Raw genomic sequence first — 18,701 nt, 5'->3', positions numbered from 1 at the left:
ACAGCGGGGGAGATCTGAAAACGCCTGAAGGTCTGTGGAAGGATCCCTCTTGGTCGCCTCGAGCACCTCTAATAACGAAACCGCTAACACCGCCGACAGCACTGATGGTGCCACTCGCCGGCTCTCATTCGCAAAGATTCACGAACCGCTTGACGTTCCGAATCTTCTTGCCCTGCAGACGGACAGCTTTGACTGGCTGGTCGGAAACGAACGCTGGCAGGCACGCGTAGCGAAAGCCGTAGAAGAAAACGACCTCAGCGTCGCCACCACGTCCGGACTGTCGGACATCTTCGAAGAGATCTCCCCGATTGAGGACTTCCAGGGCACCATGTCCCTGAGCTTCTCCGATCCGGAGTTCGCTGATCCGAAGTACACCATGGCCGAGTGCAAGGACCGGGACGCAACGTACTCGGCACCGCTGTACGTCAAGGCCGAGTTCATGAACAACAACACGGGCGAAATCAAGCAGCAGACCGTGTTCATGGGCGACTTCCCGCTGATGACGGAGAAGGGTACTTTCGTCGTCAACGGCACCGAACGTGTCGTCGTCTCCCAGCTGGTCCGTTCCCCGGGCGCCTACTTTGAGCGCACCGCCGACAAGACCAGCGACAAGGACATCTTCACTGCGAAGATCATCCCGTCCCGTGGTGCCTGGTTCGAGCTCGAGATCGACAAGCGCGACCAGGTCGGCGTTCGCCTCGACCGCAAGCGCAAGCAGTCCGTCACCGTCCTGCTGAAGGCCCTTGGCTGGACCGAAGGCCAGATCCTCGAAGAATTCGGCCAGTACGACTCCATGCGCGCGACGCTGGAGAAGGACGCCACCGAGACCCGCGAAGACGCGTTGCTGGATATCTACCGGAAGCTGCGACCGGGCGAGCCGCCCACAGTCGAGGCTGCCCAGTCCCTGCTGGACAACCTGTACTTCAACTCCAAGCGCTACGATCTGGCCAAGGTCGGCCGTTACAAGATCAACCGCAAGCTTGGCATCGACCGCTCCCTTGGCGACAAGGAAGCTTCGGTCCTGCACGTTGAAGACATCGTTGCGATGATCAAGTTCCTGGTTGCCCTGCACGCCGGCGAGAAGACCCTCACGGGTAAGCGCGACGGCCAGGACCACGAGCTGCGCGTCGAGATCGATGACATCGACCACTTCGGCAACCGCCGTATCCGCGCCGTCGGCGAGCTCATCGAGAACCAGGTCCGCACCGGCCTGTCCCGCATGGAGCGCGTTGTCCGCGAGCGTATGACCACGCAGGACGTCGAAGCCATCACGCCGCAGACCCTGATCAACATCCGCCCGGTCGTTGCAGCCATCAAGGAGTTCTTCGGAACTTCCCAGCTGTCGCAGTTCATGGACCAGAACAACCCGCTGTCGGGCCTGACCCACAAGCGCCGTCTGTCCGCGCTTGGCCCGGGTGGTCTGTCCCGTGACCGCGCAGGCATGGAAGTCCGAGACGTTCACCCGTCCCACTACGGACGTATGTGCCCCATCGAAACCCCTGAAGGCCCGAACATTGGTCTGATCGGTTCGTTGGCTTCCTACGGCCGCATCAACCCGTTCGGCTTCATCGAGACCCCGTACCGCCTCGTGTCCGAGGGCGTCGTTTCCGATGAGGTCCAGTACCTGACGGCCGACGACGAAGCAGAGGTCCTGATTGCTCAGGCCAACGCTCCGCTGGATGAGAACAAGAAGTTCGCCGAAGAGACCGTCCTGGTCCGCGCCCGTGGTGGTGGAGGCGAGCCCGTGCTGGTTCCCGCCGCCGACGTCGAGTTCATGGACGTTTCCCCGCGCCAGATGGTGTCCGTGGCTACGGCCCTGATCCCGTTCCTCGAGCATGACGATGCTAACCGCGCACTCATGGGTGCCAACATGCAGCGCCAGGCCGTGCCGCTGGTCCGTTCCGAGGCCCCGTTCGTGGGCACCGGCATGGAGCGCGCCGCAGCCGTCGACGCCGGCGATGTCACCATCGCGAAGAAGGCCGGTGTGGTCACCGAGGTCTCCGCTGAGCTCGTCATCATGCTCAACGACGACGGCACGGAGACCAACTACCGCATCAACAAGTTCGCCCGTTCCAACCAGGGCAACTGCTACAACAACCGTGTCCTGGTGAACGAAGGCCAGCGCCTCGAAGTTGGCGGCATCATCGCTGACGGCCCGGCAACGGACCAGGGTGAACTCGCCCTCGGCAAGAACCTGCTCGTGGCATTCATGTCATGGGAAGGCCACAACTTCGAGGACGCCATCATCCTCTCGCAGCGCATTGTTGCCGAGGACGTTCTTTCCTCCATCCACATCGAGGAGCACGAGATCGATGCCCGCGACACCAAGCTTGGTGCCGAGGAAATCACCCGTGACATCCCCAACGTGTCCGAGGAAGTCCTGGCAGGCCTGGACGAGCGCGGCATCATCCACATCGGTGCCGAAGTTGAAGCCGGCGACATCCTGGTCGGAAAGGTCACCCCGAAGGGTGAAACCGAACTGACCCCGGAAGAGCGCCTGCTGCGCGCCATCTTCGGTGAGAAGTCCCGCGAAGTGCGCGACACCTCCCTGAAGGTTCCGCACGGCGAGTCCGGCACCGTCATCGGCGTCCGCGTCTTCGACCGCGACAACGACGACGAACTGCCCCCGGGCGTCAACCAGCTGGTCCGCGTCTACGTGGCTGCCAAGCGCAAGATCACCGACGGCGACAAGCTCGCCGGCCGTCACGGCAACAAGGGTGTTATCTCCAAGATCCTTCCGATCGAGGACATGCCCTTCCTTGCCGACGGTACCCCCGTTGATATCGTCCTGAACCCGCTGGGTGTTCCGGGCCGTATGAACGTCGGCCAGGTGCTGGAAACGCACCTCGGCTGGGTTGCCAAGACCGGTTGGAAGATCGAAGGCGAGCCCGAGTGGGTCAAGCAGCTGCCGAACCTGCCGCGCGAGAGTGGCCAGACCACTGTTGCAACGCCGGTGTTCGACGGTGCCCGCGAAGAGGAAATCACGGGCCTGCTGGATTCCACCAACGTGACCCGCGACGGTGAGCGCCTGATCAACTCCTCGGGCAAGACCCGCTTGTTTGACGGCCGCTCCGGCGAGCCGTTCCCGGACCCGATCTCGGTCGGCTACATGTACATCCTGAAGCTCCACCACCTGGTGGACGACAAGATCCACGCCCGGTCCACCGGCCCGTACTCCATGATCACGCAGCAGCCGCTGGGTGGTAAGGCACAGTTCGGTGGCCAGCGCTTCGGTGAAATGGAAGTGTGGGCGCTCGAAGCTTACGGCGCCGCCTACACGCTCCAGGAACTGCTCACCATCAAGTCGGATGACATCCATGGTCGTGTGAAGGTCTACGAAGCAATCGTCAAGGGCGAGAACATCCCCGAGCCGGGCGTTCCTGAGTCCTTCAAGGTCTTGATCAAGGAAATGCAGTCGCTGTGCCTGAACGTGGAAGTACTCTCCACGGACGGAACCACAATTGAAATGCGTGACTCTGATGACGCAGTCTTCACGGCTGCGGAAGAACTGGGCATCGATCTGTCTCGTGCAGAGCCCAGTTCCGTAGAAGAGGTTTAGCAGGTGGATGTCCCGGGAAAAGCAGGCGGCCCCGCCGCGCTGTCTTTTCCCGGGGCATCAGCCTCCCTCTTCCCGTAACCCAAGACTTCAGAATTTAGAGAACAAGAGAGAACAGGGACCATATGTCCAGCGAATCCTCCTTCGGCCTCATGCAGATCGGCCTCGCCACCGCGGAAGACATCCGTGGCTGGTCTTACGGCGAGGTTAAGAAGCCGGAAACCATCAACTACCGCACGCTCAAGCCCGAGAAGGACGGCCTCTTCTGCGAGAAGATCTTCGGCCCTTCCCGTGACTGGGAATGCTACTGCGGTAAGTACAAGCGCGTGCGCTTCAAGGGCATCATTTGCGAGCGGTGTGGCGTTGAAGTCACCCGTGCCAAGGTCCGCCGTGAGCGCATGGGCCACATCGAGCTGGCCGCACCGGTCACGCACATCTGGTACTTCAAGGGTGTTCCGTCCCGCCTGGGCTACCTCCTTGACCTGGCTCCGAAGGACCTCGAAAAGGTCATCTACTTCGCCGCCTACATGATCACCAGCGTCGACGAAGCTTCCCGCCACGAGGAACTGCCCAACCTGCAGGTTGAGCACGATATCGAGAAGAAGCAGCTCATCGACAACCGCGACTCCGACATCGCGGCGATCGCCCGCGACCTCGAAGGCGAAATTGCGCGCCTGGAAGGTGAAGGCGCCAAGGCTGCCGACAAGAAGAAGGCCCGCGACTCCGCCGACCGCCAGATGGCCAACGTGCGCAAGCGCGCCGACGCCGACATCGAGCGCCTCGAGCAGGTCTGGGACCGCTTCAAGAACCTGAAGGTCGCAGACCTCGAAGGTGACGAGGGCCTGTACCGCGAACTGCGCGACCGCTACGGCATCTACTTCGAAGGCTCCATGGGTGCCGAAGCCATCAAGAAGCGTCTTGAGGGCTTTGACATGCAGGCCGAGTCTGACCTGCTGCGCGACATCATCGCCAACGGCAAGGGCCAGCGCAAGACCCGCGCCCTGAAGCGCCTGAAGGTTGTCAACGCGTTCCTGACCACCAACAACAGCCCGCTTGGCATGGTTCTGGATGCCGTCCCGGTGATCCCGCCGGAACTGCGCCCGATGGTCCAGCTGGACGGTGGCCGCTTCGCGACCTCCGACCTCAACGACCTCTACCGCCGTGTGATCAACCGCAACAACCGACTCAAGCGACTGCTTGACCTGGGTGCTCCGGAGATCATTGTCAACAACGAGAAGCGCATGCTTCAGGAAGCTGTTGACAGCCTCTTCGACAACGGCCGCCGCGGCCGCCCTGTCACCGGACCGGGCAACCGTCCGCTGAAGTCCCTGAGCGACATGCTCAAGGGCAAGCAGGGCCGTTTCCGCCAGAACCTCCTCGGCAAGCGTGTTGACTACTCCGGCCGTTCGGTCATCGTGGTCGGCCCGCAGCTGAAGCTGCACCAGTGCGGCCTGCCGAAGCAGATGGCCCTGGAGCTCTTCAAGCCGTTCGTGATGAAGCGCCTGGTTGACCTCAACCACGCCCAGAACATCAAGTCGGCCAAGCGCATGGTCGAGCGTTACCGTCCGCAGGTCTGGGACGTGCTCGAAGAGATCATCACCGAACACCCGGTGCTGCTCAACCGTGCACCTACCCTGCACCGCCTCGGTATCCAGGCGTTCGAACCGCAGCTCGTTGAAGGCAAGGCAATCCAGCTCCACCCGCTGGTCTGTGGCGCGTTCAACGCTGACTTCGACGGCGACCAGATGGCAGTGCACCTGCCGCTGAGCCCTGAAGCCCAGGCTGAGGCACGCATCCTGATGCTGTCCTCGAACAACATCCTGAAGCCTTCCGATGGACGCCCGGTCACCCTGCCTTCGCAGGATATGATCATCGGCCTGTACCACCTGACCACCAAGCGTGTCGGTTCAGCTGGCGAAGGCCGGATCTTCGGTTCGGTTTCGGAAGCCATCATGGCCTACGACCTGCACGAGCTGCACCTGAACTCCAAGGTCAAAATCCGCCTTGAGGGCTTTGTCCCTTACGCCGGATGGGAAGCTCCGGAGGGCTGGGAGCCGGGTCAGACCGCGCTGGTCGAGACCTCCCTCGGACAGGTTCTCTTCAACGAGACCCTGCCGGCCGACTACCCGTGGGTTGAGAACGTTGCGGACAAGGGCGAACTGTCCACGATCGTCAACGATCTCGCCGAGCGCTACCCGAAGGTGGTCACGGCGGCAACGCTGGACAACCTGAAGGACGCCGGTTTCTACTGGGCCACGCGTTCAGGCGTGACGGTCGCCATTTCCGACATCGAGGTGCCGAAGGACAAGCCGGTGATTCTCGCCGGTTACGAAGAGCGCGCCGCCAAGATCCAGGGCCAGTACGACAAGGGCCTGATCGACGACGACGAGCGTCGCCAGGAACTGATCGAGATCTGGAACAAGGCAACCAACGAGATCGCCCAGGCGATGCGTGACAGCCTGTCCCCGATGAACACCATCAACCGCATGGTGTCCTCCGGTGCACGTGGTAACTGGATGCAGGTCCGCCAGATCGCGGGTATCCGTGGCCTGGTGGCCAACCCTAAGGGTGAGATCATCCCGCGTCCGATCAAGTCCTCCTACCGCGAGGGCCTGTCGGTGCTGGAATACTTCATCGCCACGCACGGTGCCCGTAAGGGCCTGGCTGACACCGCACTGCGTACCGCCAACTCGGGTTACCTGACCCGTCGTCTGGTGGACGTGTCCCAGGACGTTATCGTCCGCGAAGAGGACTGCGGTACCGAACGCGGCCTGGTGACGGCCATCGCCGTCGCAGACGCCAACGGCGAGCTGGTCCTGGACGAGAACGTCGAGAACAGCGCGTACGCCCGTACCTTGGCCGTGGATGTCGTTGACTCCAAGGGCAATGTCCTGGCTCCGGCCGGCACTGACTGCGGCGACGTTGTGATCGCTGAGCTGTTCGCAGCCGGCATCACCGAGGTCAAGGTCCGCTCTGTACTCACCTGTGAGTCCAGCGTCGGCACCTGCGCCCTGTGCTACGGACGTTCACTGGCAACCGGCAAGACCGTGGACATCGGCGAGGCCGTGGGCATCATCGCCGCACAGTCCATCGGTGAGCCCGGTACCCAGCTGACCATGCGTACGTTCCACACCGGTGGTGCTGTTTCCGCCAGCGGTGGCGACGACATCACCCAGGGTCTGCCCCGTATCCAGGAGCTCTTCGAAGCCCGTACTCCGAAGGGTGTCGCACCGATTGCTGAAGCAGCCGGCCGCATCGCCATCGAAGAGTCCGAGCGCCAGATGCGCCTCGTCATCACCCCTGATGACGGATCCGAAGAGATCGCTTACCCGGTCCTGCGCCGTTCACGCCTCCTCATTGAGGACGGCGAGCACGTCACCGTGGGCCAGAAGCTCATCAACGGTCCGGTGGATCCCAAGCAGGTGCTGCGCATCATGGGCCCCCGTGCCGCGCAGAAGTTCCTGGTGGACGAAGTCCAGGGCGTGTACCGCAGCCAGGGCATCGGTATCCACGACAAGCACGTCGAGGTTATCGTCCGCCAGATGCTGCGCCGCGTCACGGTCATCGAGTCCGGCGAATCGGATCTGCTGCCCGGCGAGCTCGCCGAGCGCAGCCGCTTCGAGGAAGCCAACCGCCGCGTGGTGTCCGAGGGCAAGACTCCGGCTTCCGGACGTCCTGAGCTCATGGGTATCACCAAGGCGTCCCTGGCGACCGAGTCCTGGCTGTCCGCAGCTTCCTTCCAGGAGACCACCCGCGTCCTGACGCAGGCGGCCATGGAAGGCAAGAGCGATCCGCTGCTCGGCCTCAAGGAGAACGTGATCATCGGTAAGCTGATCCCGGCCGGCACGGGCCTCCCGCGCTACACCGAGGTCACCGTGGAGCCCACCGAAGAAGCGAAGGCCAACCTGTTCACCGGCCCGAGCGCATTCAGTGACTTCTCGTACGACACCCTGGGCGGCGACGGAGCACCTGAGTTCCACGCCATCCCGCTGGATGACTACGATCTCGGCAACGACTTCCGCTAGCCGGCAGTCCTGTTGATAGACGGAAGGCCCCGTCCCCACGCTGTGGGGGCGGGGCCTTCCGCATACACCCGTTCAAGGCCCGCGATCCAGCCGTGCTAAACTTTGTGTAATTGTTCTGTGTGGCAGTGGATGAAGGCCGCCGCAGCATCATTTTGGTTTTGTTCTCATGATGCTGGGTGGAGCTTGTTTCCGGGTTGCGGGTAAGGTGCGCAACGAATGCCACGCTTTTGCACGCCTGCGCAAGTTTACAGAGGCCGCAGCTGCAAGGAGCAACGCCAAAACCATCGTGCCCAGGCTGGCGCCTGCGCGTGACGGTAGAGATCAAACCAACGGAGAACACGAGAGTGCCTACGATTAACCAGCTGGTCCGCAAGGGCCGCACGCCTAAGGTCAAAAAGACCAAGGCTCCTGCGCTTAACGGCAGCCCCATGCGCCGCGGCGTCTGCACCCGCGTTTACACCACCACCCCGAAGAAGCCGAACTCGGCTCTCCGTAAGGTGGCACGTGTGCGCCTCAATGGTGGCATTGAAGTCACCGCTTACATCCCCGGTGTAGGCCACAACCTGCAGGAGCACTCCATTGTGCTCGTTCGCGGCGGTCGCGTGAAGGACCTCCCGGGTGTCCGCTACAAGATCGTCCGTGGCGCCCTCGATACCCAGGGTGTGAAGAACCGTAAGCAGGCCCGCAGCCGCTACGGCGCAAAGATGGAGAAGAAGTAATATGCCTCGCAAGGGTCCGGCCCCCAAGCGGCCGCTCGTACTAGATCCCGTTTACGGCTCCCCGCTGGTCACCCAGCTGATCAACAAGGTGCTGGTTGACGGCAAGAAGTCCACCGCAGAGCGCATCGTTTACGGTGCCCTCGAAGGTGCTCGCGCCAAGTCCGGCGGCGACCCCGTTGCAGCCCTCAAGAAGGCCATGGACAACGTCAAGCCTTCCCTTGAGGTCCGCTCACGCCGCGTCGGTGGCGCAACGTACCAGGTTCCGGTTGAGGTCAAGCCGGGCCGCTCCACCGCCCTGGCACTGCGCTGGCTGGTTGGCTACTCCAAGGCCCGCCGCGAGAAGACGATGACCGAGCGCCTCCAGAACGAAATCCTGGATGCGTCCAACGGTCTCGGTGCCGCTGTGAAGCGTCGCGAAGACACCCACAAGATGGCCGAGTCCAACAAGGCCTTCGCACACTACCGCTGGTAATACTTCCGGACGCCGCCGGCTCGTCACGAGCCGGCGGCGAACGTGTAGTCCATCCGAAAGGGAGACACCGTGGCACAGGACGTGCTTACCGACCTTAGTAAGGTCCGCAACATCGGCATCATGGCCCACATTGATGCCGGCAAGACCACCACCACCGAGCGCATCCTGTTCTACACGGGTGTGAACCACAAGATCGGCGAAACGCACGACGGCGCTTCGACGACCGACTGGATGGAACAGGAAAAGGAACGCGGCATCACCATCACGTCTGCCGCCGTGACCTGCTTCTGGGAAAACAACCAGATCAACATCATCGACACCCCCGGCCACGTTGACTTCACCGTTGAGGTTGAGCGCTCCCTGCGCGTCCTCGACGGCGCTGTCGCTGTTTTCGATGGCAAGGAAGGCGTTGAGCCGCAGTCCGAGACCGTTTGGCGCCAGGCTGACAAGTACAACGTTCCGCGTATCTGCTTCGTCAACAAGATGGACAAGCTGGGCGCAGACTTCTACTTCACCGTTGACACCATCATTGGCCGCCTCGGTGCCAAGCCGCTCGTTATGCAGCTGCCGATCGGAGCCGAGAACGACTTTGTCGGCGTCGTCGACATCCTGGAAATGCGCGCGCTGGTCTGGCCGGGCGACTCCAAGGGTGACGTCACCATGGGTGCGAAGTACGAGGTCCAGGAGATCCCGGCTGACCTCAAGGAAAAGGCTGAAGAGTACCGCGCAGCGCTCGTTGAGACCGTCGCCGAGTCCTCCGAAGAGCTCATGGAGAAGTACCTCGAAGGCGAAGAGATTTCCGTCGAGGAACTCAAGGCTGGCATCCGCAAGATGACCATCAACTCCGAGCTCTACCCGGTCTTCTGTGGTTCCGCATTCAAGAACCGTGGCGTTCAGCCGATGCTCGATGCTGTCATCGACTACCTGCCGAACCCGCTCGACGTCCCGCCGATGATCGGTCACGATCCCCGCGACGAAGAGAAGGAAATCGTCCGCGCGCCTTCCTCCGAGGAGCCGTTCTCGGCTCTGGCGTTCAAGATTGCCGCGCACCCGTTCTTCGGCCAGCTCACCTTCATCCGCGTGTACTCCGGTCACGTGGAAGCAGGCGCACAGGTGGTCAACTCCACCAAGGGCAAGAAGGAGCGCATCGGCAAGCTGTTCCAGATGCACGCCAACAAGGAAATGCCCGTTGAGGGCGCTACCGCCGGCCACATCTACGCAGCGATCGGTCTGAAGGACACCACCACGGGCGACACCCTGTGCGACTCCGCCAACCAGATCGTTCTCGAGTCCATGAGCTTCCCGGAGCCCGTGATCTCTGTTGCGATCGAGCCGAACACCAAGGGTGACCAGGAGAAGCTCTCCACGGCCATCCAGAAGCTCTCCGCTGAGGACCCGACCTTCCAGGTCTCCCTCAACGAAGACACCGGCCAGACCATCATCGCCGGCATGGGCGAGCTCCACCTGGACATCCTGGTGGACCGCATGCGCCGCGAATTCAAGGTCGAGGCAAACGTCGGCAAGCCGCAGGTCGCGTACCGCGAAACCATCAAGAATGTTGTTGCGCGTCACGACTACACGCACAAGAAGCAGACCGGTGGTTCGGGCCAGTTCGCGAAGATCCAGATTGCCATTGGGCCGCTGGATACGTCCGAGGGCGAGCTGTACGAGTTCGAGAACAAGGTGACCGGTGGCCGTATTCCTCGCGAATACATCCCTTCGGTTGACGCTGGTATCCAGGATGCACTGAACGACGGCGTCCTGGCCGGCTACCCGGTTGTCGGCATCAAGGCGACGCTGATTGATGGCGCGTACCACGATGTTGACTCCTCGGAAATGGCGTTCAAGATCGCTGGACGTATGGCTTTCAAGGAAGCCGCACGCAAGGCGAACCCTGTCCTGCTCGAACCGCTGATGGATGTCGAGGTCCGCACCCCTGAGGAATACATGGGTGAAGTTATCGGTGACCTCAACTCCCGCCGTGGCCAGATGCAGTCCATGGAAGATGCACAGGGCGTCAAGGTCATCCGGGCGCACGTTCCGCTGTCCGGCATGTTCGGCTACATCGGTGACCTGCGTTCAAAGACCCAGGGCCGCGCTGTGTACTCCATGACATTCCACAGCTACGCCGAGGTCCCGAAGGCATTTGCCGACGAGATCATCCAGAAGAACCGCGGCGAGTAGTAGTTACGACTTCGCAGCAAAAACTCGGGTGCGTTTCCGGTTAACGGAAACTCACCTGGTGCAGGCGGCCGGGCCCGGTCCAGACCAGATTCCGGCCACCTGCACGAACAGGCTCGAGGGACTAGTATTAGTTCCTGAATCTGCAATTTCACCAATCCAAAGCCCCCCAAGTAGACTTGCCTGAGTTTCTGCCGCGACAAGCGCGGTTGAAGGGTAAGTCATTTGAAAACGTTCTAGGAGGAACCTGTGGCAAAGGCAAAGTTCGAGCGGACTAAGCCGCACGTCAACATCGGCACCATTGGTCACGTTGACCACGGTAAGACGACGCTGACTGCCGCCATTTCCAAGGTGCTGTACGACAAGTACCCGACTCTCAACGAGCAGCGCGACTTCGCGTCGATTGACTCTGCTCCGGAAGAGCGCCAGCGTGGTATCACGATCAACATCTCCCACGTTGAGTACCAGACCGAGAAGCGCCACTACGCACACGTAGACGCTCCGGGTCACGCTGACTACATCAAGAACATGATCACCGGTGCTGCACAGATGGACGGTGCAATCCTCGTGGTTGCCGCCACTGACGGCCCGATGGCTCAGACCCGCGAGCACGTTCTGCTCGCCCGCCAGGTTGGCGTTCCCTACCTGCTGGTTGCGCTGAACAAGTCGGACATGGTTGACGACGAAGAACTGCTGGACCTCGTTGAAATGGAAGTTCGTGAGCTGCTTTCCGCTCAGGGCTTCGATGGCGACGACGCTCCCGTTGTTCGCGTTTCCGGCCTGAAGGCCCTCGAAGGCGACCCCGTCTGGGTCAAGTCCGTTGAGGACCTCATGGAAGCCGTTGACGAGTCCGTTCCGGACCCCGTACGTGACCGTGACAAGCCGTTCCTGATGCCGATCGAAGACGTCTTCACGATCACCGGCCGTGGCACCGTTGTAACGGGCCGCGCCGAGCGTGGAACCCTCGCCATCAACTCCGAGGTCGAGATCGTCGGCATCCGCCCGGTCCAGAAGACCACGGTTACCGGTATCGAGATGTTCCACAAGCAGCTCGACGAAGCATGGGCCGGCGAGAACTGTGGCCTCCTGCTCCGCGGTCTGAAGCGCGATGACGTAGAGCGTGGCCAGGTTGTCGTCAAGCCGGGTTCCATCACCCCGCACACCGACTTCGAGGCTAACGTCTACATCCTCTCCAAGGACGAAGGCGGGCGTCACAACCCGTTCTACTCCAACTACCGCCCGCAGTTCTACTTCCGCACCACGGACGTAACCGGCGTTATCACCCTGCCGGAAGGCACGGAAATGGTTATGCCCGGCGACAACACTGAGATGACCGTTGCGCTCATCCAGCCGATCGCAATGGAAGAGGGCCTCGGCTTCGCTATCCGCGAAGGCGGGCGCACCGTTGGTTCAGGACGCGTTACCAAGATCATCAAGTAATTCTTGTTGATCCCGCTGATCGGTAAGGCCGTCTGACGGCCTGACGAGAAGTTTGGAACAGCCCCGCTGCTAGTGCAGCGGGGCTGTTCTTTGCTACAATTAATCCAATCATTGGATTAATTGGGTAGAAGTCATCCTGCCCGTCGGAGAGGGTTCACCATGCCGGACGAATCTTATGAAGCGGGCTATCGCGCCGGCCACCTTCAGGGGTGGCTGGATGCCATGGCAAAAGTGGAGGCCTCGCGTCAGGCCACCAGCTCTCCGGTGCCGGTACCGCCGCCGTTGGTGGTTCCCACAGTTTCTCCGAAAGTCTCAGCGGTCCACTCTATTGGTTCCCTTATCGAGCCTGGCCCGGCTTCCCAATTGCCCGTCGCCCGGCCGGCACCGGTAGCGCACGTTGACAGCCCCGTGCCGCCCTTTACCCGCTACGCCGCTCCGCTTCAGGCTGAGACGCCGGCTGAACGGCAGGCACGGCGGGAGAAGCGGGACAGGCAGAACATCAACATCACGCTTTACGTGGCCAGCCTTCTCCTGGTCGCCGCAGCTGCACTCTTCATTGGTACCAGCCTTCCTCCCATGCTTCGCTTCGCCGGAGTCGTCGCCGTAACGGCTGCGTTCTACGCCGCGGGGTTCGTACTTCACGCCCGGGCGCCACGCCTGCGGCCAGCGGCCGTCGCGTTTGCGGGTACCGGCCTGGCCCTGGTTCCGGTCACAGGACTAGCCCTCTACAACTTCGCCCTCCACCATGGCCCCACGGCCTGGCTGATCACCTCATTGGTTGGCACCGTGGCGTACGTGGCTGCGGCAGTCCGCCTGGAGAGCCGCGTGCTGGTTTACCTGTCGCTGACCTTCGTGGCGTCCACGGCGTGGTCAGGCGTCTCAGTACTGGGCGGCGCACTGGTCTGGTATTTCGCTTCCCTGATCGGTGTGGCCGTAATGCTCACGCTGCTGGCCCTGGCCCGGCCAGGCTGGCTGCCTCCGGTCTATGTGCGGCCCCTGATGGTCCTGCACCCGTTCGTGGTCCCGGCCGTCGCAGCGGCAGCCACGTGCGTTCCGCTGCTGTTGGACAAAGCTGAATACGCGCTCATCATGGCCGTGTGCGGTTGCTACTTTGGCCTGGTGGCGGCAGTGCCCGCGACCCGCCTCCGGCTTGCCAACTTCTACGCGGCGCGGATATCCCTGACGTTGGCCGCCGCCGTCGAAATCTGGCACCTGACCGGCCGGGGGAGTGATGCCTTTCTGGCCGCGGCAGGATTTCTCGCTGTTCAGGGAGTGGCCGTGGCTTTCGCGGCTGCCAGGTTGAGCCGTTGGTTCGCCCCAGCTGAAAGTCCGCAGAACGGGCCCGAAACGTCCGCGGGCGTTGCGCAGCGCCGTTGGCTTGTGGACGCGGTGGCCACGTTCAGCATCCAGGTACTTCTCACGCTGGTGTACGCCAGCCTGACCCTGTCCGCGGAGTTTTTCCGGTACGGGACGCCCGGCCAGGTGGGCGATGTTCCTTTGTGGGTGCCCGTGGCAGTGGCGCTGGCCACGAGTTTTGTTTTGGCCGCACGACTCGGCGGGGCAGCAGAGTGGACTCCGGTGGCGTCTCTGCTGCTCGCCGCAGGGCTTGGCGATGCAATAGGGGCCTGGCCTGTGGCAATCATGTTGGCACTGGCGTTCCTCTTCTGGACCGCCCGCGCGTTATTTGCGGCCGGCGTACTGCGGCAGAACCTGGCGTTCGGAGCCCGGATATCGGTGACCCTGGCGGTACCGTTCACTGTCGCAGCGGTAATTGACGGCGGCCCGGACCGCATCATCGCCTCAGTTTTCGGCCTGCTGCTGGCACTGGTGTGCCAGCAGGCGTTCTCGGCGATCCTGCAGCGCTCAGGAGCCAGATCCCTGGCGCCGGAGGCCACTCTTGCCGGCTTCGGAGCCGGCGGACTGGCCATGGTCATCCTGCTGGTGCTCCTGGACACAACACCCGGGCACGGGTGGGTCTGGGCTGCCGTCATCATCCAACTTCTCTCCGCGCTGGCGATCGGCCTGTTCGTTGTGCCACGGCCGGAGAGTGAGCTTGAGTGGAATGCAACCGTGTGGGAGGCGCTGCCGCTGGCGGCCTCCACACTGAGTGTTCCCGTGGCGTTCCTGGCTGTGAGCCAGGCAGCCGGGAACACCGCCCTGCTCCTGGTGTTGGGCTATCTGGTCGCCTCCGGCGTCCTGATGCGCGTGCGGCAGCACCGCTGGACCTACTGGTGGCTCGGACGCCTGGCGGCGACGGTGCTGGTGCTGACCGCTTTTGATCTTCTCCAGGATGAGGCCGGACCAACGGTCATCGCTGGCGACGAAATCCAACCGGCCACGGTGCTGGTCCTCATCCTGGCCATCCAACTGGTATTCCCGATCGCCGCGGTCGTCCGGGAAAAGGCCCCGCGGGGAGTCTTGGTCGATCCCGGCGTCGTACTGCTGCTTCAGCTGTCTGCGTCCGCGGCGCTGCTGACCACGGAGCCGGACGGATGGCAGGCCACCTTCGCCGCTGCCGTGACAGCACTGTCCTCGACGGCGGCGGGGTACGTCTTCAGGTCCAGCGCCACCGCGGTCTGGTTTGCGCCGTCGTCGTTGGCTCTGCTGATGGTGTTCAGCCGCGGTGAGCTCTTGGTTGTTGAAGGGCTTCTGGGCATCTATGCCGTGTTCGCTGCGGTCATGGTGGTGGCATCCGGCCAGCCGGCCCGAAAGGGCTGGTATTTTGCAGCAGCCAGGCTGCTCACGGCGGCCCTGGCTGCTGTCCTCAGTTACGACGTCACAGCATCTCCGACGGCGGTCTCAGTCACCTTCGGCTTTGTCCTTGCCGCGCAGCACGGCGTCCGCTGGATCATGCGTTCGCGGCTGGCTGAGGTGCCTTTCCAGCAGGCGGCCGTTTGGATCACCCTGGCGGGCCAGGCTCTGCTTCCCCTCGCCTACGCCTGGCAGGCGCAAAGCGGTTGGGGAAGAGTTTCCAACGACGACGGCGGACGCTGGGTGGTGCTTCTGGAGCTGGTTCTGCTGCTGGTCGCGGCCGTCGTGGCCAGCAGGTACTTTGCTGCACGCGGCTCCCTTTACTTCGGGGTCTACGGGCTGTTGTTTGGCGTACTGGCGCTGGGCCCGGTGGTCAGCTTCGCCAGCGCCGGACAGCCTGGCACCACGGCGTTCCTGGCGGCTCCCGTGCTGGACTACACCGGGACAGCGGCGGTGCTCTTGGCAGTGGCGTTGCTCGCTTCCGTTGCCGGCGTGCTGCGGCGCGGGCGGAACGTGCCCATGGCGGATGTGGACCACTGGCTGTGGCTTGCCGCGGCGGGATCCCTCGCTGTGGCAGCACTGTCTGTAGCACCGATGGCCTCGGACTGGGTGCTCGGGGCCGCGCTGCTGGTCCTCGCCACGGTGTGCTTCGCTGCTTCTCATGTTGAGGGACTGCCCTGGCTGTACGCGCCGGCGTCGCTGGCTGTCCTGGCCGGCGGCTCAACGCTCTGCGACTCGATATTCCAGGACGTTCCGGGGGCATGGGGCAGCTATTTGCCTTGGCTTTGCGGGACGGGCCTGGCGGCAGTGGGGCTGTACTCTGCGCGGCTGTATCGACGCGGACAGCTTACAGCTGACGCCGTGCGCCGCTGGTCGCTGGCCGGAGCCGCCTTTGCCGGGCTCTGCCTGGTCGCGTTGACCGGTGTGCGGCCCGACGCGACGGCGTGGGCAGCGGCCGTTGCGCTCGCTGCGGCTGTGGGTGTCGCCTACAACGAGGCGCCGGGGACGGTGCGCCGGGTCGTCGCCGAGGCAGGTTTCGTGGCGGTGGTGGCGGCGGTACAGCGGGCGGCCATCTTTGAGCTGGACGGGCAGTACGGCCTGAACTACCGGCTTTCCAGTGCCCTGCCTGACCCGTTCTGGGTAGCCCAGTGGTATGTCCTCGCCGGAACCGGCCTGGCCGCACTGCGCTTCGCCTCTGGACAGCGGAGCGCCGGGAGGGTCTTGGCGGGGGCTGCAGCAGGGCTGCTCACGCTGAGCGGACTGGGAGTTGTGTTTGGGGGAACCGCCAGCCAGCAATTGTGGGTGCTTGTCCTGTTCGCCGGGCTCCTGCTCGGCGGCCTGGGGCTTGGGGACAGGCTGTTTGTCTGGTGGGGAGCGGCCGGAGTGGCGGCCTGCATTCTCTGGGCGATGCGTCAGTACACCTTCGCACTCCTGGCGCTGATCGCCGTCGGGCTTATCGGGTTCGCACTCTGGCGGCTGAACCGCGGGACGGCCGTGGAGAAACCGGCGGCGCAGCCGCCCGCCGGGCAGCCCTCGCCTGAGCAGCCGGAGAGCGGGAAGCCGTTCAGCAAGCACTGATACTGTTGCTTGCATCGAGAGGAGCGCATCATGGAATGGCTAATTTTCCTGGCTGTGGTGGTTGCCATTGTTGCCGGAGTTTTTTGGGCGAAGAAGTATTTCCGGAATGAAATCGACCGCGCCAAACGCATCAACCGGGCGAAAAAGAACCAGTAAGGCAGCGGCAAAAACAGGGCCCTTACCAGCCTTGGTGCAAAGGTTGCCCGGCGCTCAGCCGGGCGGCCTTTTCCGTTCCCTGCTGAGGGCCTGGTACCAGTAGAAGGACTCTTTGGGGGTCCGCTCCTGCGTCTCGAAATCGACATGGATCAGCCCGAAGCGCTGCGAGTAACCCGCCGCCCATTCAAAGTTGTCCATCAGTGTCCAGACGTAGTACCCACGGAGGTCAACCCCTTCGGCAATTCCGCCGGGGGCTGTGGCGTCCAGTGCTTGCCGCAAGTGGTCAGCGATGTATTTCACCCGGCGCCCATCCTGGAGGCGGCCGCTGACCCGGTCCGGCTCCGGGAAACTGGCCCCGCTTTCCGTGATGTAGACGGGCGGCAGCGCATCCCCATAGCGGTCGCGGAGTTCGGCGAGCAGGACGCCCAGATGGGCAGGGGCGACGGGCCACCCGAACCCGGTGGTCCCATATTCCGGGTATCCCACTTCGTGGAACGGCAGCCGCGCCACGGCCTTGTGGGTGTCGGCGGGAATGGGGGTGATGCCGCGGCTCATGGCCACCTTCACAGGGAAGTAATAGTTGAGGCCGTAGAAGTCCAGGGGCTGGTGAATGGTCTTGAGGTCAGCATCTGAAAGTTTCCCGATGGACCGAAGCCAGGGCCGGGCCACCAGCGGGAGCTTGGGGTACCGTCCCAGCAGGACGGGGTCGGCGTAGATCCGGTTCATCAGCAGGTCGTACAGCTTCGCGACATGCCTGTCGCCGAACTTCCTGCTGGCGGGGCGCACCGGTGAGTGCAGGTTGGTCACTCCCACACCGCCCGTCACGCCTGCGGCACGGAGGGCCTGCACGCCCAGGCCGTGGGCCAGCAGTTGGTGATGGATCGACGGCAGGGCGTCGAACATGAGGGCCCTGCCTGGCGCATGGACGCCCAGGGCATAGCCGTTCAGTGTTACTGAAACGGGCTCGTTCAGGGTTACCCACTGGGCGACGCGGTCGCCGAAGTGCTTCCCGGCCACCGCGCAGTACTCGGCAAACCGTTCGGCAGTGGCACGGTTCATCCAGCCGCCGGCGTGCTCCAGGGGCAGCGGGGTGTCCCAGTGGTACAGGGTGGCCATGGGCGAGATGCCCGCTTCGAGGAGCTGGTCGATCAGCCGGTCGTAAAAGTCCAGGCCCTGGCTGTTGATGGCGCCACTGCCGTCCGGCTGGATCCGTGGCCAGGAAAGGGAGAACCGGTAGGAATCGATGCCCAGCTCACGCATGAGCGCGATGTCTTCGGGGAACCGGTTGTAGTGGTCGCAGGCCACCGCGGGGGAGTGGCCGTCCATGATGCTACCGGGCTTCTGCACAAAGGCATCCCAGCCGGAAGGTCCACGCCCGTCCTCGGCCAGGGCCCCCTCAATCTGGAACGCGGCTGCGGCAACGCCCAACGTAAAGGACGGCGGCAGCCGGCCGGCGAGATCGCGTACGGAAGCAGCATTTTCGACCGTCATGCCCCCATCATCCATTCGCACGTTGCCGAAGGCAATGATCCGGGAGGGGCAAAGGTAAAGCAGATTCGCTTCTGCCGATAATATCCGGCATACTAGATGAGTTGTTCAAGCGCTTCTTCGTGTCCCGATCCGGATAATGCCGGGTGTCAGGGTCCAAGTTGAAGACCAAACATAACCCACTCCCCATGGAACTGCGGACTTGTATGCGTGAAAATCGCGACACGCCCGACCGCGGGGGTCGGTTACGCCGGCAAGGTGAGGAACCCGGATTCATCCGGATTCAGTTTGTGCGGCGGGTGGTAGTTAAGACTTCAAATGCTTCGGCAGCCACA

General features: G+C 63.1%; 9 protein-coding genes. 8 read left to right on the top strand and 1 reads right to left on the bottom strand.

Annotated features, from left to right (window positions below):
* The first annotated feature begins 49 nt into the window (after positions 1-49).
* The 8 genes from rpoB to ABV518_RS02525 all read left to right on the top strand — a co-directional run bounded on the left by rpoB (position 50) and on the right by ABV518_RS02525 (position 16,878).
* Positions 50-3,559: a DNA-directed RNA polymerase subunit beta gene (gene rpoB / locus ABV518_RS02560; protein WP_131131295.1), complete on the top strand. Its 3,510-nt coding sequence runs from the start codon at positions 50-52 to the stop codon at positions 3,557-3,559.
* A gap of 122 nt (positions 3,560-3,681) precedes the next feature.
* A complete protein-coding gene (locus tag ABV518_RS02555; protein WP_367765230.1) occupies positions 3,682-7,581 on the top strand; it encodes a DNA-directed RNA polymerase subunit beta' in 3,900 nt (1,299 codons plus the stop codon).
* Between the two features lie 344 nt (positions 7,582-7,925).
* Positions 7,926-8,300 carry a 30S ribosomal protein S12 gene (gene rpsL, locus ABV518_RS02550; RefSeq protein WP_018773658.1) on the top strand — a complete coding sequence of 125 codons (375 nt, stop codon included), beginning with the start codon at positions 7,926-7,928 and terminating at the stop codon, positions 8,298-8,300.
* A gap of 1 nt (position 8,301) precedes the next feature.
* Positions 8,302-8,772, top strand: coding sequence for a 30S ribosomal protein S7 (gene rpsG / locus ABV518_RS02545; protein WP_026531948.1), 471 nt, complete (start codon positions 8,302-8,304; stop codon positions 8,770-8,772).
* Positions 8,773-8,841: 69 nt separating this feature from the next.
* Positions 8,842-10,956, top strand: coding sequence for an elongation factor G (gene fusA, locus ABV518_RS02540; RefSeq protein ID WP_131131297.1), 2,115 nt, complete (start codon positions 8,842-8,844; stop codon positions 10,954-10,956).
* 246 nt (positions 10,957-11,202) lie between these two features.
* On the top strand, positions 11,203-12,393 hold the full coding sequence (gene tuf, locus ABV518_RS02535; protein WP_078027241.1) for an elongation factor Tu: 1,191 nt from the start codon (positions 11,203-11,205) through the stop codon (positions 12,391-12,393).
* Between the two features lie 408 nt (positions 12,394-12,801).
* Positions 12,802-16,722: a hypothetical protein gene (locus tag ABV518_RS02530; protein WP_367765229.1), complete on the top strand. Its 3,921-nt coding sequence runs from the start codon at positions 12,802-12,804 to the stop codon at positions 16,720-16,722.
* Between the two features lie 30 nt (positions 16,723-16,752).
* Positions 16,753-16,878, top strand: a complete 126-nt coding sequence (locus tag ABV518_RS02525; protein ID WP_269449497.1) for a hypothetical protein — start codon at positions 16,753-16,755, stop codon at positions 16,876-16,878.
* A 54-nt stretch (positions 16,879-16,932) separates the two neighbouring features.
* Here ABV518_RS02525 and ABV518_RS02520 read toward each other — a convergent pair whose 3' ends face one another.
* The gene (locus tag ABV518_RS02520) at positions 16,933-18,369 is read right to left on the bottom strand and encodes a GH1 family beta-glucosidase (protein WP_367765228.1); all 1,437 of its coding nucleotides are present in this window, start codon (positions 18,367-18,369) and stop codon (positions 16,933-16,935) included.
* Positions 18,370-18,701: the final 332 nt, after the last annotated feature.

It is taken from the genome of Arthrobacter sp. HS15c (assembly GCF_040812005.1).
Taxonomy (GTDB): Bacteria; Actinomycetota; Actinomycetes; order Actinomycetales; family Micrococcaceae; genus Arthrobacter.
This window is presented reverse-complemented; position numbering and strand designations above follow the sequence as displayed.

What these genes read in the sequence shown, in the direction of transcription:
- ABV518_RS02525 (WP_269449497.1), top strand. Translation starts at nt 16,753, where the DNA reads ATGGAATGGCTAATTTTCCTGGCTGTGGTGGTTGCCATTGTTGCCGGA.
- ABV518_RS02555 (WP_367765230.1), top strand. Translation starts at nt 3,682, where the DNA reads ATGTCCAGCGAATCCTCCTTCGGCCTCATGCAGATCGGCCTCGCCACC.
- ABV518_RS02520 (WP_367765228.1), bottom strand. Translation starts at nt 18,369, where the DNA reads ATGACGGTCGAAAATGCTGCTTCCGTACGCGATCTCGCCGGCCGGCTG.
- rpsG (WP_026531948.1), top strand. Translation starts at nt 8,302, where the DNA reads ATGCCTCGCAAGGGTCCGGCCCCCAAGCGGCCGCTCGTACTAGATCCC.